General features: G+C 64.0%; 21 protein-coding genes. 7 read left to right on the top strand and 14 right to left on the bottom strand.

Going from position 1 to position 24516, the window contains the following annotated elements; translation table 11 throughout:
• Window positions 1-165: 165 nt before the first annotated feature.
• Window positions 166-1494 carry a DUF2092 domain-containing protein gene (locus tag GC162_09075; protein ID MBI1368789.1) on the bottom strand — a complete coding sequence of 443 codons (1329 nt, stop codon included), beginning with the start codon at window positions 1492-1494 and terminating at the stop codon, window positions 166-168.
• A gap of 562 nt (window positions 1495-2056) precedes the next feature.
• On the bottom strand, window positions 2057-3592 hold the full coding sequence (locus tag GC162_09070; protein MBI1368788.1) for a GAF domain-containing protein: 1536 nt from the start codon (window positions 3590-3592) through the stop codon (window positions 2057-2059).
• Window positions 3593-3765: 173 nt separating this feature from the next.
• Between GC162_09070 and GC162_09065 the strand changes: the two genes are divergently transcribed.
• Window positions 3766-5001: a PQQ-binding-like beta-propeller repeat protein gene (locus GC162_09065; GenBank protein MBI1368787.1), complete on the top strand. Its 1236-nt coding sequence runs from the start codon at window positions 3766-3768 to the stop codon at window positions 4999-5001.
• 51 nt (window positions 5002-5052) lie between these two features.
• Here GC162_09065 and GC162_09060 read toward each other — a convergent pair whose 3' ends face one another.
• The 3 genes from GC162_09060 to GC162_09050 all read right to left on the bottom strand — a co-directional run bounded on the left by GC162_09060 (window position 5053) and on the right by GC162_09050 (window position 7411).
• Window positions 5053-5313: a hypothetical protein gene (locus tag GC162_09060; protein MBI1368786.1), complete on the bottom strand. Its 261-nt coding sequence runs from the start codon at window positions 5311-5313 to the stop codon at window positions 5053-5055.
• A gap of 123 nt (window positions 5314-5436) precedes the next feature.
• Complete coding sequence (gene guaB / locus GC162_09055; GenBank protein MBI1368785.1) at window positions 5437-6918, bottom strand: IMP dehydrogenase; 1482 nt, start codon at window positions 6916-6918, stop codon at window positions 5437-5439.
• A 193-nt stretch (window positions 6919-7111) separates the two neighbouring features.
• Window positions 7112-7411 (bottom strand): RNA-binding protein, encoded by a 300-nt coding sequence (locus tag GC162_09050; protein MBI1368784.1) that lies wholly within the window; start codon window positions 7409-7411, stop codon window positions 7112-7114.
• Window positions 7412-7695: 284 nt separating this feature from the next.
• Between GC162_09050 and GC162_09045 the strand changes: the two genes are divergently transcribed.
• The 5 genes from GC162_09045 to GC162_09025 all read left to right on the top strand — a co-directional run bounded on the left by GC162_09045 (window position 7696) and on the right by GC162_09025 (window position 12675).
• The gene (locus GC162_09045; protein ID MBI1368783.1) at window positions 7696-8481 is read left to right on the top strand and encodes an SDR family oxidoreductase; all 786 of its coding nucleotides are present in this window, start codon (window positions 7696-7698) and stop codon (window positions 8479-8481) included.
• Between the two features lie 52 nt (window positions 8482-8533).
• Window positions 8534-9268: a metallopeptidase gene (locus tag GC162_09040; GenBank protein MBI1368782.1), complete on the top strand. Its 735-nt coding sequence runs from the start codon at window positions 8534-8536 to the stop codon at window positions 9266-9268.
• 39 nt (window positions 9269-9307) lie between these two features.
• Window positions 9308-10138 (top strand): ribosomal RNA small subunit methyltransferase A, encoded by an 831-nt coding sequence (gene rsmA, locus GC162_09035; protein MBI1368781.1) that lies wholly within the window; start codon window positions 9308-9310, stop codon window positions 10136-10138.
• 105 nt (window positions 10139-10243) lie between these two features.
• Window positions 10244-11152 carry an S-methyl-5'-thioadenosine phosphorylase gene (gene mtnP / locus GC162_09030; protein ID MBI1368780.1) on the top strand — a complete coding sequence of 303 codons (909 nt, stop codon included), beginning with the start codon at window positions 10244-10246 and terminating at the stop codon, window positions 11150-11152.
• 32 nt (window positions 11153-11184) lie between these two features.
• Window positions 11185-12675, top strand: a complete 1491-nt coding sequence (locus tag GC162_09025; protein ID MBI1368779.1) for a leucyl aminopeptidase — start codon at window positions 11185-11187, stop codon at window positions 12673-12675.
• A 52-nt stretch (window positions 12676-12727) separates the two neighbouring features.
• Here the strand turns inward: GC162_09025 and GC162_09020 are convergent, their stop codons facing one another.
• From GC162_09020 to GC162_09010, 3 genes are read right to left on the bottom strand one after another with little or no spacing between them, the layout of a single operon-like run.
• Entirely contained in the window at window positions 12728-13855 is a 1128-nt protein-coding gene (locus tag GC162_09020; protein ID MBI1368778.1) for a carbohydrate kinase family protein, read from the bottom strand.
• Between the two features lie 21 nt (window positions 13856-13876).
• Window positions 13877-15010 (bottom strand): AI-2E family transporter, encoded by a 1134-nt coding sequence (locus tag GC162_09015; protein ID MBI1368777.1) that lies wholly within the window; start codon window positions 15008-15010, stop codon window positions 13877-13879.
• Window positions 15011-15016: 6 nt separating this feature from the next.
• The gene (locus tag GC162_09010; GenBank protein MBI1368776.1) at window positions 15017-15448 is read right to left on the bottom strand and encodes a hypothetical protein; all 432 of its coding nucleotides are present in this window, start codon (window positions 15446-15448) and stop codon (window positions 15017-15019) included.
• 68 nt (window positions 15449-15516) lie between these two features.
• Between GC162_09010 and GC162_09005 the strand changes: the two genes are divergently transcribed.
• Entirely contained in the window at window positions 15517-15957 is a 441-nt protein-coding gene (locus GC162_09005) for a nucleoside deaminase (GenBank protein MBI1368775.1), read from the top strand.
• Between the two features lie 73 nt (window positions 15958-16030).
• Here GC162_09005 and GC162_09000 read toward each other — a convergent pair whose 3' ends face one another.
• The 6 genes from GC162_09000 to GC162_08975 all read right to left on the bottom strand — a co-directional run bounded on the left by GC162_09000 (window position 16031) and on the right by GC162_08975 (window position 24469).
• Window positions 16031-18187 carry an FHA domain-containing protein gene (locus GC162_09000; protein MBI1368774.1) on the bottom strand — a complete coding sequence of 719 codons (2157 nt, stop codon included), beginning with the start codon at window positions 18185-18187 and terminating at the stop codon, window positions 16031-16033.
• A 140-nt stretch (window positions 18188-18327) separates the two neighbouring features.
• Window positions 18328-18945 carry a DNA-3-methyladenine glycosylase gene (locus GC162_08995; GenBank protein MBI1368773.1) on the bottom strand — a complete coding sequence of 206 codons (618 nt, stop codon included), beginning with the start codon at window positions 18943-18945 and terminating at the stop codon, window positions 18328-18330.
• A gap of 167 nt (window positions 18946-19112) precedes the next feature.
• A complete protein-coding gene (locus GC162_08990) occupies window positions 19113-20606 on the bottom strand; it encodes a hypothetical protein (GenBank protein ID MBI1368772.1) in 1494 nt (497 codons plus the stop codon).
• Between the two features lie 329 nt (window positions 20607-20935).
• Window positions 20936-22420, bottom strand: a complete 1485-nt coding sequence (locus tag GC162_08985) for a hypothetical protein (GenBank protein MBI1368771.1) — start codon at window positions 22418-22420, stop codon at window positions 20936-20938.
• Window positions 22417-23505: a hypothetical protein gene (locus GC162_08980; GenBank protein MBI1368770.1), complete on the bottom strand. Its 1089-nt coding sequence runs from the start codon at window positions 23503-23505 to the stop codon at window positions 22417-22419. The genes GC162_08985 and GC162_08980 overlap by 4 nt, the downstream gene beginning before the upstream one ends.
• A 64-nt stretch (window positions 23506-23569) precedes the next feature.
• Window positions 23570-24469 carry an NAD-binding protein gene (locus tag GC162_08975; protein MBI1368769.1) on the bottom strand — a complete coding sequence of 300 codons (900 nt, stop codon included), beginning with the start codon at window positions 24467-24469 and terminating at the stop codon, window positions 23570-23572.
• Window positions 24470-24516: the final 47 nt, after the last annotated feature.

The raw sequence follows: 24516 nt of genomic DNA, 5'->3' as shown, positions 1-24516 counted from the left end.
CTGATTACCGCCTTGCCCGGCGATCTTAGCATGCGGACCACAAAAAATGCATAAATTTCGGCGAGGGCGAGGGATGAATCGCTTGGCGCACAAAAAAACCGCCGCGGCGGGGCGGCGGTTTGGATGCCTCCCCGGATGGGGGGCATCGTTCATGGAGGCGATGAATTATTTGCCGGAGAGGATGGCGTCGATGTCCTGCTCGAGCGTTTCCTTGAGTTCGGGGCTGAAGCCGATATGCACCGCGCGGACGATGCCGTCCTTGTCGATGACGACGGTCTGGGGAATCCCGCTGACTTTGAAAAGCTGACCGACTTCGCCCTTGGTGTCCAGCAGCACGGTCACATCGAGGTTCTGCTTCTTGAGGAACGCTTCGATCTTGTCCTTGCCTTCCTGCTGATTGACGGCGTAGAGGACGACGTGACGATCCTTGTACGCTTTGGCGACTTCGTCGACGAGCGGCATGGCGCGCACGCAAGGCCCGCACCACGTCGCCCAGAAATCGAGTATCACGATGTCCTTGCCCTTGTGGTCCGCCAGATTGATCGGCGCGCCGGTGAGCTGATCGAGCGTGAACGGCGAGGCGGCCTTGCCCACCAAGGGGTGCTTGGGCTCGGCGCTCTGATAGAAGCTGTCCACCTTCTCCGCCCCGAGCGGCGCCTTGAAGGCGAATGTGTCGTCGGCCAGCGCGGGATTCTCCTTCATGTCCTTGAAGAAGATCGTCAGCGTGATCTTGACATCCTGCCCCGCACGCCGGGCCTTGTCCTCCATCTCCGACATGTCCGGCTTGACCTGCACAAGCTGGGGCTTGTCACCGGTGGCGATCCACGCGTCCCACGCTACCTGCGCTTCTTCCGCACGGATGTGATGGCACTCGACGCCCTGCATCTGCTCGGTGCCGACGTACTTGGCCTTGACGACGTTTTTGAACATCCGATCGTAGGGGTCTTCGCACATGAGCGAGCCGGCGATCTTGCCCACCTGGTTGGAGAGCATGCCGACAAGCCGATTGTTCACGACGCTGTCGAGGTCAGCGGGGCTTTTTTCGGTGGTGTACTTGTTGTAGCGCGCGATGTAGATGCTCAGGTTGTCGCCGTCGCTGATGATCTGGCCCCATCGCCCGCTGCTGATGCCCGTGGGGCGCATGGCGAAACGGTTGGGGCGCTGGAGGGCGAATTCGAATTCGTTGGTGATGTTCTGGCTTTGGCCCTGAAACTGGCGGCCCATCTCGACGGCACCGGTCAGCGTCAGACTCTTGAGCCCTTTGTAGTAGTCGGCCATGGCGTGCCCGACCTGCGCCGCCTTGGCGTCGATCTGCCCCGCCGCCGGCTCGTCCGCCGCCCGCGCCCCGGTGCCAATGCTCAGTGCCAGCACAATCGCCGGCGCCATCCATGAAATTCGACGGGTCGCTCGCTGCATGGTAATCGTCTCCGTATCTGTCACGGCGTAAAAGACCGATATGCGTCCTGTCCCGCGCGTGGTACGTTCAGAGTGCATCGGCAGTTCATCTCAGTCACATGATAGCTCAAACGACGCATTTCACCGCCCCGCCGATAAATGCACCGGCGAAGGGTCATCCCCTACGATCCAAACCGCGCCTCGGACGTTCAATAGATAGAGGCACACGATGACTTACTCCCGCCGTATTCGAAGACCCCAACCGCGACAATGAGCCGGTGCTCGCTTTTCGCGCATGAAAAAACCCGTGGTTTTGGCCACGGGTCCGCTCCCTGTTGATCGGAATCAAATGATGGCGTTGACGACCTTCCGGTACAGGCAAAGCCCAGGGAGCGCACACAGGGCCCGCGATCCCCTCCGCCCCTTTCAGGACGGGCGGGACCCCGTATGCCCTGCCTCTTCCGCACGGTGTGCGGCTCTTTCTTCCCACACCGCCCGCTTCCACATCGATACATAACGCAAGCACCGTGCCAGAGGTCCGATACCCCGCCGCGGGGGCAGTTCATCTTCGTTTTTTGTCTGATAATGCGGTCGGTGGAGTTGCGATAGAACAAGACATGGGGAAAATTCCCCACCCCATGTTCAGACCCGATGGGGCAAATCACCCACCGTTGGACGGGCTGAGGTTGTACTTTTTGATGCGATAGCGCAGATGATCGCGGCTGATGCCCAGCTTGCGTGCCGCCGCCGACTGATTCCAATCCGCTTCGTAAAGCGCTTTGGCGATCAAGGCGCGTTCGTGGTCGGCGAGCTTGGACCCGGCGGGGGAAGGACGCCCGTCGCTCGAAGCGGATTCGCCCGCGTCCGTGGCCGCGCCTTCGACGATCTCGCGCGGAATCACTGAGAGCGTGATCGCGCCCTGCCCGCTGGCCAGCAGCGTGCAGCGCTCGATGACGTTGCGCAATTCGCGGATGTTGCCCGGCCAGGGATACTGCATCAGCGCCATCATCGCATCGTCATCGACGCTCATCGCCTGCACGCCCAGACTCGGCGCGATCTGCCGGACGAAATGCTCGACGAGCAGCGGCAGGTCCTCGATCCGGTCGCGCAGCGGCGGGAGCGTAATCGGGAACACATTGAGCCGATAGTAGAGGTCTTCGCGGAATCGGTCGGCCTGCATCTCCTGCCGCAGGTCCCGGTTCGTCGCCGCGATGATGCGGACATCGCAGGTGATCGTCTGCGTTCCGCCGACGCGGACGAACTCGCGTTCCTGCAAAACACGCAGGAGCTTGACCTGAATCGCCGGGCTCAGCTCGCCGATTTCGTCAAGGAAAAGCGTGCCTCCATCGGCCAGCTCGAAGCGTCCGAGCTTCTGCCCGGCCGCGCCGGTGAACGCGCCCTTCTCGTGACCAAAAAGCTCGCTTTCCAGCAGGGATTCGGGCAATGCGGCGCAGTTGATGGCGATGAACGGCTTGTCGCGCCGGGCGGAGAATTCATGCACCGATCGGGCCGCCAGTTCCTTGCCCGTCCCGGTTTCGCCATAGAGGAGCACGGTCGCGGAAGACAGGGCGACCTTGCGGCACATCTCGATGACTTGTCGGACCGCGGCGGAGCGCCCGATGGTCTGCTCGGCCCGGCGCGATTCGACATGACCTTTGTTCTGCTTGGACACTTTCGCATAGGCCTGCGCGTTGGCGGCGGCGGCGCTGACGAGGTTGGCGAAGACTTCCAGAAGCTCCAGATCGCGCTGAGTGAATTTGGGGCGGTCGATGGGATTGAGCACTTCGACGACGCCGAGCACCTGATCCTGATGAATCAAGGGTGCGGCAAGGATGCTGCGGGTGCGCATCTGGGTCTTGGCGTCGATGCCGGCGAAGAAGTGCCGGTTCTGGCGCACGTCGTCGACGCACATGGCGCGGCCGGCCTTGACGCACTGACCGGCGATGCCCAGGTCGGCGTCGAATCGCTCGCCGATGAGTTGATCGGCGCCCGGACCGATCGCCGCCTGAAACACGAGCTGAGCGCGCTCGGCGTCGAAGATCAGCACGCTGGCGCCCTCGGCGGCGAGCACCGACGCGGCATGCTCGGCGAGTCGCTTGAACACCTCGTCCAGGTCGAATTCGCTGATGATCGCCCGGCTCGCATCGACGAGCGCCATGAGCGTCTTGCGGTCCAGTGAGGCGGGTTCGGCGGCCATGTACTAGTCCTCGGATGGGCGAAATTCCCCAACTGGGGATACGACCATTATATGAAATATTCCCCAATCGGGCGCGGGAAGGGACGGCTTTTCGGCGGATATTCAGAGCCATGCGAACGAACCCCCGCCGATAAATAGTGTCGGAAATGCGGTTGATGTGGTACGTTTGGGCGATGAAACACATCATCGCAATGGTCATACTGTCGCTGGCGGGGTCGGTTCACGCGGGCGACGACTGGCCGCAGTTCCGCGGGCCCACGGGGCAGGGGCATGTCACCAGCGACGCGGAACTGCCGCTGCACTGGAGCGCGACGGAGAACGTGACGTGGAAGCAGACGATTCCGGGACGCGGGTGGTCCTCCCCGATCGTCGTGGACGGCAAGGTGTATCTGACGACGGCGGTGCAGGATGACACGGGTTACGCCCTGCGCACGCTCTGCCTCGACGCCCGTGACGGCAAGACGCTCTGGGACACGGCTGTGTTCGAAGAGCACAAAGGCGCAGCCAACATTCACAACAAGAACTCGCACGCCAGCCCAACCCCCCTGCTCGTCGGCGACAAGCTGTTCGTTCACTTCGGGCACATGGGGACGGCCTGCCTCGCGCTGGACGGGCGCGTGATCTGGCGCAATAACGTGCTGCACTACACGCCGGTGCACGGCAACGGGGGGTCGCCGGTGCTTGTCGGCGAGGCGCTGATTTTCAGTGCCGACGGGGCGAACGATCCGTTCGTGGCGGCACTGTCGGCGAAGGATGGTCATGTGCTTTGGCGCGTGCCGCGCAGCGAGACGGAGGCACGGAAGAAGTTTTCGTTCTGCACGCCGCTGGTGATCGAGGTCAAGGGACAGACGCAGGTGATCCTGCCCGGCAGCGGCGCGGTGTTCGCGTATGACCCGGCGAACGGGAAGGAGATCTGGCGCGTGCGTTACGGGCAGGGGTATTCGGTGGTGCCCCGGCCGGTGTTCGGGAACGGGATGATTTACGTGAGTTCCGGCTTCGATCGGCCGATCGTGATGGCGATCCGCGTGGACGGGCACGGGGATGTGACGGATACGCATGTGGCGTGGACCGTGCAGCGCGGCGGGCCGAATACGCCGTCGCTGCTCTTGCGCGGCGAGGAGCTTTACATGATCGCCGATCGCGGGATCGCCACGTGCGTCAACGCCCTGAACGGCGAAGAAATCTGGCAGAACCGCATCGACGGCAATTACTCGGCTTCGCCCATCGACGCCGGCGAACGAATTTACGTGCAGAGCGAGGAGGGACTGGGCGTCGTGCTCAAGGCGGGCAAGCAGTTCGAGGTGCTCGCGCGTAACGATCTGGGCGAGCGCAGTCTCGCGTCATATGCGGTCAGCGACGGCAGTCTGTTCATCCGCACCGAAGAACATCTGTATCGCATCGGTCAATAAAAAGCGGGGGGACTGAAGTCCCCCCGCCTCGAATTGCAAATGCGGCGCGGATTACTTGCTGAGGTTCTCGGCGGCCTTGTCGAGTTCCTTCTTGGCGTCATCCGCGGCGGCGGCGCCGGTCTTGGCGGCGTCGGCACCGGCTTCCTTGGCCTTGTCCAGCGCATCGCTGGCGGCGCCTTCGGCCGGCTTCGTGTCCGGCGGCGTGACCGACGGCGGGGTCATCGGCTTGGGCTCTTCCTTGTTGCAGCCGGCGACGCCGAAGCTCATCGCGCCGGCCAGCAGGCCCATGCAAAGCATCTTGGACAGGTTCATGGTCATACTCCTTCTGGAGTCTCGCAGCCGCCGCGTCGCACGCCGACGCGACCAGCCACATCTGTTGAAATCGGCCACCCTCATGGGAGCACACGCTCCCACTGAATTGATCCGGCGTGCGGATTACTCCTCGATATTATACTCGATTGTGTAGTTGGGGCTTTCCTTGGTGATCGTGATGTCATGCGGATGGCTCTCGGCCAGCGACGCGCCGCTGATGCGGCAGAATCGCCCGTTGGCCCGAAGCTCCGCGATCGTCGGCGTCCCGCAGTAGCCCATCCCCGCCCGAAGCCCGCCGACGATCTGATACACAAAATCACCGAGCGGCCCGCGATACGGCACGCGGCCCTCCACGCCTTCGGGCACGAACTTCTTGCGCTCCGTCACGCCCTTCTGCCCGTACCGGTCCGCCGACCCGCTCATCATCGCGCCTTCGGAACCCATCCCGCGATACGACTTGTACCGCCGGCCCTTGTGAATCACCATCTCGCCCGGCGATTCGTCGAGCCCCGCGAACAGCGAGCCGAGCATCACGCATGACGCCCCCGCCGCCAGCGCCTTGGTGATATCGCCCGAGTGGCGGATGCCGCCGTCGGCGATGACGGGAATGTTCGAGCCGTCGGCGGCCTTGCAGGCGTTGACGATCGCCGTGATCTGCGGCACGCCCACGCCCGACACGACGCGCGTCGTGCAGATCGACCCGGGTCCGATGCCGACTTTCACCGCATCCGCCCCCGCTTCGATCAGATCGCGCGCGCCTTCGGTCGTCGCCACGTTGCCGGCGATGACGTCGATGTCGAACTGCTTTTTGATCGCCTGCACCGTTTCGATCACGTTGGCGGAGTGACCATGCGCGGTGTCGACAATGAGCACATCGACTTCCGCGCCGATCAGCGCCGCGACGCGATCGAGTTGATGCACGCCCACCGCCGCCCCGACCCGCAGGCGCCCGCGCCCGTCGCGGCACGCCCGCGGGAACTGATGGAGCATGTCCACGTCGCGCATCGTGATGAGCCCCCGCAGGTGCATGCCTTCATCGACGAGCAGCAGCTTTTCGACCTTGTTGGCGTTGAGGACGTATTCAGCGCGTTCGAGCGTCGTGTCGGGCGAGCCGGTCACGAGATTGTCGCGCGTCATGACTTCGCGAATCGGGCGGTCGTCGTGTTCGAGGAATTTGAGGTCGCGCCGCGTGAGGATGCCGACGACTTTGCCGTGGGGCTGGCCGTCTTCGGTGATGGGCACGCCGGAGATGTTCTGCTCGCGCATCAGCCGCCGCGCATCGGCGACGGGCGCGGTCGGGGGCAGGGTCTGCGGCTCGGTGATGATGCCGTTGGCGGAGCGCTTGACCTTGACGACTTCGCGGACCTGCTGCTCGATGGTGAGGTTTTTATGGATGACGCCCAGGCCGCCTTCCTGCGCCAGCGCGATGGCGAGGGCGGCTTCGGTGACGGTGTCCATCGGGGCCGAGAGCAGCGGGATGTTCAGTTGGATGCGGCGGGTCAGACGGGTCGTGGTGTCCGCGTCGATCGGGACGAAGTCGCTTCGGGCCGGAAGGAGCAGCACGTCGTCGAAAGTAATGCCGTCGAGAATGATCTTGTGTTCCATGAAACATAATTATCGGGTCATGGGGTGCATGTCAAGGTTGCGCGGCGTGCGCCGATGAAAGCACAGGCATGGCCATGCCTGAGCTTTCGCGCGATTGTGTGGGCGGCATTTGCAATGTGCGAACAGCGCATGAAAAAACCCCGCGTCCGGTTGGACACGGGGCTTTGTCTTGTGTCGATGGACGACGCTGGGATTACCAGCGGTCGCGACCACCACCACCGCCGCCGCGGTGACCGCCGCGGGAGCCGCCGCCGCCACCACCGCCAGCGCGGGGCTCGCGCGGACGGGCTTCATTGACGGTCAGGGTGCGACCTTCGAATTCCTTGCCGTTGAGGGCTTCGATGGCGGCCGAGGCGCCGGCGTCGTCCATGGTGACGAAGCCGAAGCCGCGCGGACGACCGGTTTCACGGTCCGTCACAATCGCCACTTCCTGCACTTCGCCGTACTCGGCGAAGAGTTGCTCAAGGGATTCCTGGGTCGTCTTGAAAGACATGTTACCAACGTAGAGCTTCACGATGAATCTCCGAAACAGGTGACGGCAGCTTGCAGGTCAATCCGGAGAACATCGGGAAGGACGTTGGGCCTGGGTCACGGGAACAGGTTTGCCGGGCGAACGCTCGCTCGGACTTGCCTCTATTATATCCGGGCAGTCAAGTAAAGCGAGAAACATGCGCTACATCATCGCCACCCGCCGCCGCCGGGGTATCCGATGGGGGGTTTGGACATGGGTAGGCCGGTGGTGTACCCTTTTCGTTCACCCACTCCAAGGAGCGTTTCATGGGTCTGATGGACGGTAAGAAGGGCATCGTTTTCGGGATCGCCAACGAGCGGAGCTACGCCTGGTTCATCGCCCAGGCCCTGATCCGTGAAGGCGCCCAGCTCGCCTTTACGTATCTGCCGCTGGGCAAGATGGAAAGGCGCGTCGGCAAGGCCATCGAAGCCCTCGGCGTCACCGAGCCCTGGCTCGAATCCTGCGACGCCGGTTCGGATGCCGACCTGGACCGGGTGTTCACCAAGCTTGGACAGGATTGGGGCAACATCGACTTCGTGGTTCACTCGATCGCCTTCGCCGACCGCGAATACCTCCGCCCTGACATGTTCCATAAGACCCCCCGGGCGGCGTTTACGCAGGCCATGGACGTCTCCGCCTATACGCTCGTCGCCATGGCTCAGCGCGCCATGCCGCTCATGCCGAGCGGCGGGTCCCTCGTCTCGCTCTCCTACTTCGGCGGCGAAAAGGTCGTGCCCGGCTACAACGTCATGGGCGTCGCCAAGGCCTGCCTCGAACACACCACGCGCTACCTCGCCTACGAACTGGGCGACCAGAACCGCAACATCCGCGTCAACTCCATCTCCGCCGGCCCGTTCAAGACCCTCGCCGGCGCCGGCGTCGGCGGCATGGATGAAATGATCGCTCATCAGGAAAAGAAAGCATCGCTCAAACGCGCCAACACCGGCGAGGAAGTCGGCAACGCCGCCGTCTATCTGCTCAGCGACATGTCCAGCGGAACGACCGGCGAAATCCTCTACGTCGACTGCGGGTTCAACATCGTGGGAATATGATCGACTGTCCCGCCATCCCGCCGCTTGCGGCTAAGCAGCCCCGAGGTCGCGCATGACACAACGCATCACCGGCGCTCTCGTATGTATGCTCCTGATCGCATCGTTTGTGTTCGCCGCCAAGGATGATCGCACCGCCGACGGCCCGCCGCACAATGATCCCATCGGCAGCTACGAAGTGATGCAGGTCGAGGGATGGACCCTGCGCGTGTCGCATCGGTACGTGGATCACGCTGATGACAAAAAGCGCGTCCTCGACGAAATCGCAGCGCAACTTCGCCGCATCACACTCGTGATGCAGCCGGCCCCGCTCGCCCAGATGCGCAAGACTGAAATCTGGGTCGAGTACGATTACCCTTGGCGCGGACAGTATCATCCCAAGGACAACGCCAAGTGGCTCGTCGATCATGGGTACATTCCTGAGAAGGCCGGGACGATCGAAGTCGCCTCGGCGAAGAATCTCATGGAATGGGCCGGCAGCCCGGTGATGATGATCCTTCATGAACTGACCCATTCGTATCACGACAAAGTGCTCGGCTTCAACGACCCGCGCATCATCAAGCTCTACGAACAAGCCAAGGCCTCGGGCAAATTCGACAAGGTCATCCGCGACAGCGGACGTGAAGAAAAGCACTACGGGCTCACCACGCCGCAGGAATACTTCGCTGAGATGTCCGAAGCGTATCTGTGGGTCAATGACTACTACCCCTTCGTCTACGGCGAACTGAAGGAAGCCGACCCCGACATGGCCAAGCTGCTCCACGAAATCTGGGGCGACCGCCGCCACTGATCCTCAGCCGCTCGCGGCTTAGCACGCCTCTCTTCTTCGATGCCCCAAACCCTCACGCAGATCAAATCCCTCCTCGCCGAACGCGGCCTGACCCCCCGCCACCGCTTCGGCCAGAACTTCCTCCACGACGCCAACAAACTCGCCGCCATTCTCGTCGCCGCCGACCTGTCCGCCGACGATGTCATCCTCGAAGTCGGCCCGGGCACCGGCGTGCTCACCGAAGCGATGCTCGAAGCCGGCGCGCGCGTCGTCGCCGTCGAACTCGATCGCGACATGGTCATGCTCCTGCGCGACCGCCTCGGCCCCGACTCCGATCGATTCACGCTCATCGAAGGCGACGCCCTCGATGGCAAGCACGCCCTCAACACCGCCATCGACGCCGCCCTCGGCGGGCGGGGCAAGCCGTTCAAGCTCGTGGCGAATCTGCCTTACAACATCGCCTCGCCGCTGCTGGCGATTCTCGCCGCCGACTGGCCCGGCATGACGCTGGGCATCGTCATGATCCAGCGCGAAGTCGCCGACCGACTCGTCGCCGCGCCGGGGTCGAAAACCTATGGCCCCATCAGCGTGATCCTGCAAGCCATGTGCGAACTGGACGTCGTCACGAATCTCTCGCCGCACTGCTTCTGGCCCAAGCCCAAAGTCGACTCGGCCGTCGTGCGACTCCGCCGCCGCGCAGCGCCGCTCTGCGACGATCCGCATGCGCTGTCCGCCTTTTTGCAGACGCTCTTTTCCAAACGCCGCAAACAGATCGGCGCCATCCTCGGGCGCGATCAGCCGATGCCCCCCGGACTCGATCTCTCGCTCCGACCCGAACAACTGTCGGTCGAGCAGATCATCGCGCTTTGCAGCTTGCACATGAACCGGTAGGATCGATGGCGAATCAGCGGTCAGTCGTCAGCTTTCAGGGGTCAGCAGGGATGTTTTCGCTGACGCCTGACCGCTGATCGCTGACACCTTCCTCTGGAGCTTTTCATGTCAGATGTGAAGATCGGCCTCATCGGCGGCAGCGGACTCGGCGAAGCGCTGGGCGCGCGCGAAGGCGAGCGCCACGACATCGACACCCCCTTCGGCAAACCCAGCGCCCCGCTGGTGACAACGAAGTGGAACAACATCGACGTCGTCCTCTGTCAGCGCCACGGCGAGGGCCACGTGCTCAACCCCTCGCAGGTCCCCTACCGCGCCAACATCTTCGCGCTCAAGTCGCTGGGCGTCACGCATATCGTCGCCAGCGGCGCGGTCGGCTCGCTGCGCGAAGAGATCAAGCCCCGCGATCTGGTCATCGCCGATCAGGTCATCGACAAGACCACGAAGCGCGCCAATACGTTTTACGAAAAGGCGGCCGTGCATGTGGAGTTCGCCCAGCCGTTCTGCCCGATCGTGCGCCGCTGGCTGATTCAGACGCGGCGGCATGCCGTCACCGACAAGCGCGCCACCCCCCTCGACTTCATCACCGTCCATGAAAAGGGAACCTACGTCTGCATGGAAGGCCCGGCCTTCTCGACGATCGCGGAGTCGAATATGCATCGAAGCTGGGGCGGCGATCTGATCGGCATGACCGTCATGCCCGAAGCGAAACTCGCGCGCGAAGCGGAGATCGCCTACGCGCTCATCGCCCTGCCGACCGACTACGACTGCTGGCGGCCCCATGACATCACCGCCACGCCGCAGCAGCTCCTTGAGGAAATCATCGGCAACCTCGAAGCCGCCACCGCCAACGCCATCGAACTCATCCGCAGCGCCCTCGAAGACATCACCGTGCTTCAGGAAAACCCCAGCCCGGCGCACGAAGCGCTGAAGCTGGCCATCTGGTCCAACAAGAAACACATCCCCACTGATGAAATCGAACGTCTCGCCGTCCTCTGGGGCCGCCATTTCAAATAAGCCGCTCGCGGCTTCGCAGGAGTCCTCCACCGATGTACAAATCCATCAAAATCACCGACAAAATCGCCAAACCCGACGCCCTCGCCGTCGCGCTCTTCGACAAGACGAAGAAACTGCCCGCCGCGTACGACAAGCTGGACAAATCCTGCGGCGGGGCGCTTTCGTCGGCGATCGGGCGCGCGGAGTTCACCGCGGGCGCGGGGAGCGTCGCATGCGTGTACACCACCAAGGGCCCCGGCCGGGTCTACATTCTGGGGCTCGGCGAAAAAGGCAATGGTGACCTCGTCGCCCTGCGCAGCGCCGCCGCTTCGCTCACCGCCGCCGCGGCGCGCGCGAGGGTGAAGTCGATCGACATTCATGTCACGCCCGCGCTCGACAAACCGGACGCCGAGTTGGTCGGCCGAGCGCTCGGTGAAGCGCTCGAATTGGGCAACCTCGCCTTCGACGAGCGCAAGGGCAGCACTTCGCCGAAGAAGGACGGGCTCAAGTCGTTGACGGTCGCGGTGGAGAAATCGCTTTACAAGCCGGCGAAGCGCGGCGTGACGATCGCCGAGTCGGCCAATGCGTCGCGCCGGCTGGCGGCGACGCCGCCGAATGTGTGCAACCCCGGGTACCTCGTCAAATACTGCAGGAAAATGGCTCAAAAGACGGGACTTTCGTGCTCGGTCATCGACGCGAAGAAGGCGAAGGCGATGGGCATGGGCGGGCTCACGGCGGTCGGTTCCGGGGGTTCGACGCCGCCGGCGCTGATCTGCCTGGAGCACAAGCCGCGCGGCGCGAAGAACAAGAAGCCGCTCGTGCTCGTGGGCAAGGCGATCACGTTCGACACCGGCGGGTATTCGATCAAACCGCCGACAAGCATGGTGCGCATGAAGTACGACAAGTGCGGCGGAATGGCGGTGCTGGGCGCAATGCATGCGGCCGCGACGCTCAAGCTGCCGGTGCATGTCGTGGGCCTGATCGCCACGGCGGAGAACATGATCGACGCGGCGAGCTATCGCGTCGATGACATACTGACGATGTACAACGGCGTCACCGTCGAGATCACCAACACCGACGCCGAAGGCCGCCTCGTGCTCGCCGATGCGTTGGCGTATGGATGCAAACATTACAAGCCCGCCGCGATGGTCGAGCTTTCAACGCTGACCGGCGGCGTCGTCGTCGCGCTGGGCGAATACTGCGCCGGCGCGTTCTGCAATGACGAGAAGCTGCGCAAACAGCTTTTCGACGCGGGCGCGGATGTCGGCGAGCGGCTCTGGCGTCTGCCGCTCTGGAAAGAGCACCGCCGGCTGATGCGCTCCTCGCAGGCGGACATCGTCAACAGCGGCATCCGCGAAGCGCACCCGATTCAGGGCGCGGTGTTTTTGTCGTATTTCGTCGAGGAAAACGTGCCTTGGGCCCATCTGGACATCGCGGGCGTGGCGGACATCGGCGCGGATCGCGACTGGACCGGACTGTTCCCGAAGGGCCCGACGGCGTTCGGCGTGCGCCTGCTGGTGCGGGCGATGGAGCAGTGGAAGTAGCCCGCGGAAAGGAAAGCTGAGGCATGGCGATGCCTGAGCTTTCGGGCGGGGGTCATTGGGGGTCGGGGAGGTTTTGGCAGAAGGCGGCGAGGTCGGCGAGGGTGGGGCTGGCGGCGTTGCGGACGTAGGAGCCGCTGGTGGCGGTGCCGACGCAGAGGGCTTGTTCGATGGGGAGGCCGGCGATCATGGCGGTGCAGAACCCGGCGTTGAAGTTGTCGCCGGCGCCGGTGGAGAGCTTGGGTTCCTTCACCAGTGGGCCGGCGAAATAGGCGGCGTCGCCATTGATGGTCGCGGCGGCGGCGCCGGCGCGCGGATGGATCACGACGGTGTGCAGGCCGACTTTTTCGCGGATCGCACCGGCGGTCTTGACGATGTTCGCTTCGGGGTCGGAGCCGACGTCGATGCCGAGGACCTGGGCGACCTGCGTGGATTCCTTGAGGTTGCAGCCGAGGATGGTGTCGGCGTATTTCTGAAATTTACCGCAGAGTTGAAGTGCGCCGCGGAGGTCATCGCGCGTGCGCTTCTCGGGGTCGGTCAGATCGATGAAGACCCATCGCCGACCGGCGACCTTCGGCAGGACATCCGCGAGCATGTAGTTCCAGATTTCGTTGAGGCGGGTGAGCATGGCCCAGTTGACCATGCCGATGAGCACGGACTTGCCCATGATGTCGCGCAGACGATCGTCGCCGACGACCTGGCGAAGCTGCTCGGCGTTGACGTCCTTGAGCGAGCTGTGCTTGCCCATCATGAGCTTGCCGTCGGTGAACTCGAGCGCATCGGTGTAGCCGGGCTCGGCGAAGCTGATGCACGTCGCCTTTTCGGCGAGCGGCTCGAAGGCCGGGTGCACGGCGGGGTAGCCGACGTTGCCGATGTAGGTCACGGGGAAGCCGATGGTCGCCATGGCGTTGGCCATGATCGGCCCGTTGCCGCCGAGCTTCTGAAGCTTGGTGACCAGTTCGTAGTTGGAGCTTTGACCGGCGGCGGCGAGGACGCGTTTGCCGAAGGCGTCGATGGTGGCGAAGGGCGTGTAGTGATCGGCGTCGGTGCGCTGATCGACGACGGCCATGATCGAATCGACGAATCCGTCGAACCCGATGGCGACGGGCGATTGGGTCATGCGTGCGGCGAATTGCTTAAGAGCGTCGGCGGCCTGACGGGCGATTTGAGCGCGTGGGTTCATGCCCCGATGATAACGGAATTGTCAGTTCTCCGCCGCCCACGTCCGCATCCGCGGCAGGACGACTTCGACCATCAGAATCTTGCCGCACGCCACGATCGGAATACACAAGAGCAGCCCGTACAGCCCGCCGACCGCCCCGCCGACGAACACGGCGATGAGGATCGTGACCATCGACATTTCCAGACTCTGGCCCTGAATCCACGGCGTAAGCACCCACGCTTCGAGCATCTGCACGACGATGTACACGACGCTGGGCCAGACCATCACCACCCACATATCGAAGCCCGCCGCGTCGTCGCCGCTCGTGACCGCGAGCCACTTGAGAATGACGGCGAGCGGCCAGCCGATCGCCGACGCGTAGGGAATCAGACTCAAAAGCCCGCTGCCCATGCCCAGCAGGAACCAGTACGGCACGCCGAACCACCACCATCCGACGGAGAACAGCACGCCCATGATGATGGCGATCGTGACGCGGGCACGGAAGAACGTCGCCACGGTTTTGTCCATGCGTCCGAGGATATCGAGAATGCGCTGGCGGCGCGAGGCCGGCAGAAACTGCTCGAAATACCCGACGAGCGGGCCGAACTGCCATGCGAAGAAAAAGAAGTACAGCGGGATGAGCAGGAGCGTGACGACGATGTAGGTCGTCGTTCCGAGCACGCGGCCGACGACGTCGACGGCGTGCCCGGTGCCGGTGAACAGGAGCATGGCCTTGTCCGCCAGAAACGCGCGGGGATCCTTGCCGACTTCCTCGGCGAACTGGCGCACCTGCTCGCGCACGTCGATGTTGTAACGATCGGAAAGTATCTGCGCGTAGCGGGGCGCATCGTGGACGAACTGGACGAGCTGGTTGATGAACTTGGGCGCGAGCCAGGCCATGAACCCCACGCCGCCGAGGATCATCACGGCGAGGATGACGGCGATCGTCGCCGGGCGCGGCATATTCCATCGGCGCTCAGCGAGCGTGATGATCGGATGAAACAGATAGGCGAGGGCGAGAGCGACGAGGACGGGCGTGAAGATGGCGCTCAGCTCGTAGCCGAACCAGATGAAAAAGACGACGGCGGCGATCCAGATCAGGTCGCGCACGGGCTTGATCTGCCAGAGGTGGCGATCCGGCCAGGGTCGGATTGGCGGTTCAGTTCGCTGCGGCAAAACGGATCAACCCTGCTGCACCGGATCGGGCTCGAAGCCCTCGGCCGGCACGCCGTCGACGGAGACCTGAAGTTGGAATGCGGCGTCGAAAGGAAAGATGCCGTCAAAGTCGCGGACGGAGTCGGACTCGGTGGCCTGCATGAGTCCGCCTTCGACCATGGCGAAGACGACCTGTCCGAAGTCCTCGGTGCGGTGAATGTTCCATCGCGCCAGCACGGTGCGGGCGAGCAGGCCGTATTGGTCGATGGCGAAATCGCGGAGGCCTTCGGAGAGTTGGCGACCGGTGACGTGTCGCTGCTGCTCGGTGAGGGCTTCAGGGTTTTCGTGGATGCGGTGGACGGTGAAGTCCAGGCCGCGTCGGATGAAGTGGAAAGCGTCGAGCGGGTAGCGCGTGGCTGCGGCGATTTCCTGGAGACTCTTGGGTTCCATTTCGGCCATAAAAATACCCCATTGGGACGCGTAAGCATAGGCCCCGCGGTCGTGGTTTTCGAGTATGATGCGACGCCATGAGTCAAGACCCGTTCATGGCGGCGGCCATCGAAGAAGCCCGCAAGGGACTGGCCGAGGGCGGTATTCCGATCGGCTCCGTACTGGTCCGTGACGGGCAAATTATCGGGCGGGGCCACAACAAGCGTGTTCAGGACGGCGACCCGATCACGCATGCCGAGATCGACTGTCTCCGCAACGCCGGCCGCATCGGCTCCTATCGCGACACCGTGCTCTACTCGACGCTGATGCCCTGCTATCTTTGCAGCGGGGCCGTCGTGCAGTTCGCCGTGCCGAAGGTCATCGTCGGCGAGTCCGTCACGTTCCCCGGCGGACCGGAGTTCATGAAACAGCACGGCGTCGAAGTCGTCGATCTTGGCGATGAAGAGTGCATCGAGATGATGCGGAAGTTCATCGCCGAGCGGCCGGAGCTTTGGAACGAGGACATCGGGGAATTGTGAACGTGATGATATTTCAAAAGAAAAAGCGGGGTGACTGAAGTCACCCCGCCTTGTCATTTCATGGGGTTGTGCATCACTCGGCGACGGTCACGGAGAAGTGGACGGGGCCGACGCTGATGCTGTCGCCGTCGTGAAGTTTGGCTTCGGAGACGGGGCGGCCGTTGTGGAAAGTGCCGTTCTTGGAGCCCAGGTCGCGGAGCCACAGTCCGTCGACCCGCTCGATGATGTGACAATGCTCGCGGGAGACGGTGCTGACGGGGACGCGGAGCCGGCAGTGCGATTCGCGTCCGATGAGCGTGCAGGCGTCGCTGAGCGGAACGGGGCGCTGCGAACCCTGCGGTCCGTAGACGACGAGCGTCGTCTGCGTCGCCGAGAGGCAGGCCGCAGGAGCAACGGGCGTCGGCAACACGATCGACGCCGGGGCTTCGGTGGCGACGATCTTCGCCTGCATCGCCGCCCGCTGCTTGAGCAGGCCGCGCATCTTCACCAGCCGGCGGCGGCGCTGCTCGAGCTTCGCCGTCGTCGAGCGAACCTTGTCCTGCTGCGCCGCGATCGCCGTCCGCTCCGCCGCGATCCGCCGGCACAGTTCCTCTTTTTCCGTGCGCTCCGCCGCGACGGTTTCCAATGCTTCCTCAAGCTCGCGCGTCAGACGTTCGATGCGCAGCCGCTGTTCGATCAGCGTTTCATCATCGACCGGCGCCGCGCCTTCGAGCTTGGCGAGCCGCTCCGCTTCCGCGTCCAGTTCCGCCTGATGCCGCGCCAGCGTCGCCTGCCGCTGCTCCAGATGCGTCAGCCGGCCGGTCAGTTCCGCTTCGCGCTCGTCCAGTTCCTGCGTGCGGGTCTGAAGCGCGGTGCGCTGCTCGGCGATCGCCTGATGCTCGTGCGCCATGGCGATCTGATGAGCGTCGAGGCGCTCCTTGAGGGCCGCGCGCTCCGTCGACACCGCTTCGCGTTCGCCAGCGATGGTCTGCCGTTCGTCCGCGATCGCCGCTGCTTCGTCGGCCTTCTGACGCCGCCAATGGTCCTGCGCCGTCGTCAATTCGACGCGCTCCAGCAGCAGCGCCGCCATGTCCGCTTCGAGCTTCTGCCGGCCCGAAACGAGCTTGGCGACGTCGGCTTCAAGCTTCTCCCGGGCATCATCGAGCGAGCGGCGCACCGTTTCCAGCCCCGCCTGCTCATTGGCCAGCGACTCGCGCTGCCGCGTCAACTCGCGCAGCTCGATCTCGACACGCTGATGTTCCGCGATCATGTGCGAAGCGTCCGCTTCCGTGGCGGGCGAAGCGGCCCGGTCGGCGATCGCCTGCCGATACGCCTTGAGCCGCGACGCACGCGCGGTCAGGCGTGTCGCCATCGCGTCGAGCGTCGCCTGTTTGACCGCGATCTGCTTTTCCCAGTTGATCGTGACCTTGCGGCGGTGCTCGATCTCGACCGACTCGCGGTCGAGCTGATCGAGCCGCAGGCGCAGGGACTGGGTCAGTTCGACCGCATCGGCGGCGGCGGTGCGCTGCGTGTCGATCGTCGGCTCCGCTGGCGGAGTTTCCTCCAGCTCCGGCATCGAGAGCCGCACAATCGCATACAGATCGCCACGCCGCCCTTCTTCATCAACGAGCCCCGCCCGACGGACAAGCAGTTTTTCTCCGCCCTGCGTGCCGCGCGGTACGTTGAGCTCCAGTTCGCCTTCGAGCGTGCCCGCCCGGACACGGCCGCCGCGCTTGGCGACGTCCGTCGGCACGGTCACATCCATATACAGATCCAGCCCGTCGCGCTTGAGGCGCGGATGGGCCTTGACGTTCACCAGCAGGATCAAATCGCCGGCATGTTCGCCCGGCGCCTTGCGCAGACCCATGCCCGGAATGCGAAGCAGCGTGCCTTCCTCGATCCCGCGCGGCACGCGCACCTCGACGCGGTCCGGCCCGGTCGGTGCGAGCCGCTCCACCGATACGCGACCGCCCAAAGCCGCCTGATCGAACGTCAGCGAGAGCATCTGATAGATGTCGTCGCTTGTGACCGGACGCGCTTCGGTGATGTCCATCAGCGCCCGGTCATAACTGGTGCGCAGATGCGGCTGCGTCAGCACGCCGTACGCCTGTTCGATCTGCCTCAGTGCCCGCGCATCGCCTTCGCCCTGCTCCGGTCGATACCGCTTCAGCAGTGTGCGGTACGCACGCGTAATGGTGATTTCCGGCTCGGTCCGCTCGACGCCCAACACCTGATAATAATCATGCGACATGACCGTCTCCGCTCACAACCGGCCGACACTCTCCGCGCGGCCGATCATCTCTATGCACACTCAGCATCGTCTCTCCCGCTGACAGACGAGCCCCTCAAAACTTCCGCAACCAGTATAACCTGCGTGGACGAAACGTAAATCTATTTCCGGCTCACATGCGGGTTTCCCCGGACGTAGAATCGCAACATCTTGTCCGCCCAGTCTTTAGCATATCCCACGCCGATGCGCTTGGAGCGAATAATTTCCTCGTTCCCCGCCAGTCGCCCCCGCCGCAGGTAAAGTCGCGGGTCCGACACGAGGTCGATCCCATCGAGCGAACGATCGATGTTCATCGCCTGCGTGAGCTTCGCCGGACCCGAGCAAAGCTCGCCATCTGCGCGGCCGCCCCGCCGCTCGCGCATCAACTCGACACCCTCGATCGGCTCCAGCGCACGGATCAGGCAGGCCGTCGGAACCTCCGCCGCGTCCGCGGTGATGTTCACGCAGTAGTGCATGCCGTACGTGAAGTACACATACGCATGACCGGCATCGAGGTACATGCTCTCATTGCGCGCCGTGCGCCGCCCGCCGAACGTATGCGCCGCCCGGTCGATGACGCCGAGATACGCCTCCGTCTCGACGATCCGCCCCGCCATCACCTCGCCCGACTCGAGCACGCGCACCAACACCTGCCCCAGCAGCGCGATCGCCAACGACTCGGCATCCCGCCGAAAAAACCGCCGACCGAGTCGTTCACTTGTGCGCGATGCGCCTCTCATGCCGACATGATACCGCCGCGACACCCTCCCCCTCCGAGGGGGAGGGCTGGGTGGGGGTGAATCGTGTCAGTCAAATGATGCAACGCAACGATGCGCGCCGCGAATCGTGATGCGCTCATACTGATGCGCCTCACCCGCCCCCCGCCCCGCCCTCAAGGGCGGGGAGTTTACATATTGCGCAACATCACCACATCGCCCTTCGGCTCGTCGCGCGACTCCGCGAAACTCCGCCAAAGATGGCGCGGCATCAGGCCCAGGGCGATGATGACAAGCTGGCTGCACACGAAGACGATGAGCCAGAAGGCGACGGAGCTGATGAAGCCGTAGCTGTGCAGGCCCACGCCGAGCTGGTTGACGCCGAACCATGACCAGCTTGTGACGATATTGCCCATGACGGCGAGCACGGCCAGGCCACGCGATTTGACCATGCCGCCCCAACGGGCGTGCAGAATCAAAGCGTTCCACAGCACGATGATCAGCGCCCCGTTTTCCTTGGGGTCCCAACCCCAGAATCGGCCCCATGAATCATCGGCCCACAGTCCGCCCAGCACCGTGCCGACGAAGCTGTTGAGCAGCGCGAAGCAGACGACGCCGTAGATCATGCGCGTGAAGATCTTTTCGAGGTTCTTGTCGATCGTCGCGGTGAGCGTGCCGCGGATGATGTAGACCATCGCGATGAACCCGGCGAGGTAGGTCGCCACGTAGCCGAGGTTGATGATGATCACGTGCGTGGCGAGCCAGAATTTCGTGTCGAGCACGGCCTGCATCATCTGAAGCGTGTCGCCGTCGAGCGAGAGGAAATGCGCGATGAGCAGCGTCGTGAACCCGATCACCGCGGCGACGAGATTGCCCACGCCGATTGGGTACAGGAACTCCAGCAGCACGCCCAGAAGGACGCAGCCCCAGCCGATGAAAATCGCCGTGCCGTAGAGGTTCGTGATCGGCGGATACCCGCTGATGTAGATGCGCGAGCCCAGCGCGAAGGTGTGCCCGATGAGCGTCACGACGATTAACCCGAGCGCCGCCTTGTTGAGCACGTCGCCCCAGACCAGCCACGCGAAACACACCAGCACCAGCGCAACCACATACAGCACCGCGCACTGATAGAACGGCTCGAAGTGGTTGAAGAACGTCTCGTAGCTCAGTTTGCCGATGCGGTCGGCGGGGAACCACGACTTGGCGAGCCGCTGGCAGTTTTTGACTTCGCTGTTGAACGTCGCCACATCGCCCCGGCCCCATGCGTCGATGATCGTCGCCAGCGACTGCGTATACGGATTCGGCGCCGCCATCGACAGCCGCGCCCGCAGATCCGGATCGCTCGCCAGCATCGACTCCAGCGACGCCCGCATGAACGGCTTCCACTTCTCCTTGGCGTCCCGCGGCGGGATCGTCAGCGGCAAGGGAAACTGCTCGAGCTGCGTAAGCCGCGCCATCATCGGCTGCAAATCCGCCGCAGACTGAATCGGGGGCGTGCGGCTGGACTCGACGATGCGCGAAAACAACTGCACGTGATCCGCGAATTCGAGAATCTGCTTGTCGAACGCATCGCGCTGTGCGTCCTCCAGCGCGTGCGCCCGGTTGCCCTGCTTGTCGAGCTCGGCGATCTTCGGGGCGAACTCCTGAACGCTGTAACGGAATCCCGGACGCGACTCCAGCCCCATCACCTCGAGCACCTGCGGGTTCTCGACGCGGAAGACCTTGGCGGAGAAACCCGCCTCCGACTGCGACATGATGTTCAGCAGCCACGTGATCGCCGGCTGTTCCTTGTCATTTTCGTCGCGCCATGTCTGGCGGTCGGAGATGATCGTCAGACTGTTGCGGGCGAAGGTGTCGAACGGCTTGACGCGCCCGCCGTAGACCATCGGCAGCTTGCCGAACGCCTGCACGTCCATCGTGCCGATTTCGTCCGTGGGCGGCACGGCGACGCTGATCAAATAGGCCGCGCCCAGCACCGCCGTCACGATCGCCGCGAACCATGCCATCGACTTATTCATGCCTTGGCCCTCCTGCGAAGGAAGCTCAGCAGGTTCATCCCGAAATGCACCGCCATGCCCGTGCCGACGATCATGCACGCCACATACGGCACCATCCACCCCGCGTTCTTGACCACCTGCAGAATCGTCACGCGGTCGCCCGGCTCAAACGACGACTGGTAGAACGTCTCGCCCTGATAGCGCAGCGGGTTGTTCATCCAGATCTTCACCTGCCGGTCCACGCCGCGGGTCGAGTCCATCAATCGCACCACGCTCGAAAAGTCCTTGGGCGTGTTGGTGCCGATGTAGGTTTCATGGTTGAAATCGACGAGATAAACGGAGTACGGCTTGTACGTCCGGGCGAATCGCAGGTACAGGTCATAGTGCTGATCGCCGAAGTCGACGTGCTGGGGAATGTCCTGAAAGCTCAGCCAGCCGGACACGAGGTATTTGCCGACGGGTTGGCCGGTCTTGCGATCCTTGACGGTGATGTAGGCGGAGGCGATGTCGATGTTCTGATCGGGATTCGTGCCGCTGACGGGATCATCGGGATGTGCGACGGCTTCGAGGCCCGAGCCGGCGGTGGCGGGGTTGGCTTCATCGCCGTGCGCGCCCACCTTGTCGATATGCGAGTTGGCCATCCACTGATCGACTTCGATGTCGAAAGGCAGATCGTCGACGACGATGTCATGCCCGCTGGTGAGCATCTTCTGCGGAATCGCATGCACATCGTCGGTGGTTTCGTCCTCGTGGCGGATGACGGCCAGCTCGAAGGAGCGGGTGTGGTAAACGTAGTTGACGGTGTGGCCTTCCTCGATGCGCATCTGTCCTTCGACGGCGAAGAGACCGGTGATCAATTCGGACAGGAGCATGAGGATGATCCCGCCGTGCAGGAGGACGATGCCGGCGCGTTTGTTGAAGAGCATGATGCAGGCGACCATGAGGACGATCGCCGCCACGCCGCCTTTGATGAGTCGGATCGCGACGCGCCAGAAGGCGGCGTTGTTCGTGGTGGCGACATCCTGCTGGAACACGCCGGCGAGTACGAGGCCGGTCAGCGTGACGCCGAGGACGAGGACAAGCAGACCAAGCCAGAGCCGCGTGCCGCGGGCTTTGATGGTGAAGCGGACGGTGTGGGCGGCGAGGATGTTGACGAGCAGGAGGCCGCCGATGAGCCATCCGCCGGGGAAGTAGAATCCGCCGGGGACGTCCCAGGAGCGGGGGAAGAAGATGCCGAATCGGATGTAGGCGAAGGCGGTGCGGAAGTAGGTGTCGACGACGGTCCAGATGCCGTGGTCCACCTGCACGAGCGTGCCGGCGAAGACGAGGAAGACGGACAGCGCGAAAAGGATCACGGTGAGCTTGAGCGAGGCGAGCGGTTCGAGCACCCGCTTGACGATCTCCCACAGCGACACGTCATGCACTTCCCCCGCGGCGGTCGGATGCGTCATCGCATCGACGGGCGCGGCGGACTGAGCGGCCTTGGCGGCGGAACGGGTCATGGAGCGCCTCCGCCATTAAGCCGGATCGACGCGAGCCACTGATCGAAGGCGCTCTTCTGCACGGCGACGACGTCGGCGGGGCCGGTGATCTTGAAGAACCAGACTTGTCCGACGACGGGGAGCATGGCGGCGATGGTGCGCTTGCGGTTGGGGCCGTCGGATTCGGGGCCGATCATGTCGAAGTACATGGCGTCGAGCCCGCTGATCTTGACGGTCTGCGTGGCCTTTTTGAGTTCATCATCGGACGCGAGCGGCGGGAGGCCGAGCTGGCCGCGCCATCGGTTGACATTGAGGATCGGATCGGCGGCGGCGGGCGGAAGGGTGCTGGCGGAAATGTCCGCTTCGCCGGCGGCGAAGGAGGCGAGGCGCATGGCCGACGGGGGCTGCGGGAACCAGCCGTCGGGCGTCGTCGCGGTGAAGGGCGCATCGGAGGCGGGCAGCTTCGGCGCTTCGGCGGGCGCCGGGCCGAGGATGTTGAAGTACGAGGCCTTGAGTTCGCCGACGGGGATCGTCTGCGTGATGGCGGCGAGTTCATCGGGCGTCACGGGCGGGAGCGATACCTGATTGCGCCAGCGATTGACATTGGAGATTTCATCGCCGGCGGCGGGCCCCAGCGCGGTGACGGAAATGTCAACGGGCGGACCGCCGGTCGAAGGGGGAATCAGCGTGGCGAAGCGCATGCCCGATGCGGGCTGCTGCGTCCAACCGGCCGGGAGGGTCCAGTCTGCTTGAGCGCCGTCGGGCGTGAACTTGGTCGAGGCGATGAGCTTCTTGAAGTCGGCTTCGATGGCGGTGACTTGCCTGGCGGGGCCCAACGCCTTGAAGAACCATGTGCGCTGCGGATGCGGCACGATGGCGGCGAGCATCTGCATCTGCACGCCGGGCACATTCTGCACCGCGGGCATCGGTCCGTTGGCGAAAGGCGCATTGGCCATTGGTGCACCCCCCGGGTGCGCCGCGGGCGCTTGCGCATGCGCGGCCGGCTCATCCTTGGGGCGTTCGACCTTGTAATGTTGGACTTCCTGCTTGTCGCAGCCGACGAAGGCGAGGCCGCAAGCCGCGAGGATCAGCAGATGGATACGCATGTGATTCAATGGGGAAACCTTTACGGAGGGAGGGACGACCGGTGCGTCAGGCCGGTCTGCGATTTTAGGCCTTTGCATAGGAAAAGTCGCCCAGCTTTTCGAACACGCGGCTGATGGCCTGCGTGCCGCTTTGACCATGACCCATCGTCGCCGCCGCCCGGAACAGCTCGGCCGCGAGGTTCAGGCCGGGCATCGGCAGCCCGAGTTCTACGCTCTCGTTTTTGACGATGTTCAGGTCCTTGTTGATGAGGTCGATCATGAAGCCGGGGTTCATGTCGCCGGCGGCGATCTGCGGTCCGAGATTGGCCAGCGACCACGACCCGCCCGCTCCGGCCGTGGTGACCGCGAGCATCTTGGCGAGGTCCAGTCCTTCGCGCTGCGCCAGCGCCATCGCCTCGCAGACGCCCAGAAGGTTCAACGCACAGAGCACCTGATTGCATGCCTTGGTCGCCTGACCGGCGCCGCTGGGGCCCACATGCGTGATCGCCCGCCCCACCGCTTCAAAGATCGGCTTGCATCGCTCGAACACCGCTGCCTCGCCGCCGACCATGATCGACAGCGTCCCCGCGCGGGCGCCGACGTCCCCGCCGCTCACCGGTGCGTCGAGCATCGCCACGCTCTGCTCCGCCAGCCGCGCGGCGAACTGGCGCGTCGCGGCCGGGCTGATCGTCGAGTGATCGATGATGACGAAGTCCGCCGCATCGCCGGGGTTGCCCTCGATGATGCCGCGATCGCCGAAGATGACCTGCTCGACGTCGGCGGTGTCGGTGACGTTGATGCAAACGGCCGTGACGAACTTCGCCAGCGCCGCCGGCGACTCGGCCCACTTCGCCCCCGCCTTGACGAGCGCGTCAGCCCGGCTCTTCGTCCGGTTCCACACGACGACTTCAAACCCCTTCTTGAGCAGGTTCGCCACCATCGCCGAACCCATGATGCCCAACCCGATGTATCCGATGCGTTTCATGACTGACCTCCATGCAAAACAAGCAACACATCATCGACGTTCCCCCC

This window comes from Planctomycetota bacterium, assembly GCA_016125255.1.
Classification (GTDB): domain Bacteria; phylum Planctomycetota; class Phycisphaerae; order Phycisphaerales; family Zrk34; genus RI-421.
Note: the sequence above shows the minus strand (reverse complement) of the source record. Positions and strands in the feature narration are given on the sequence as shown.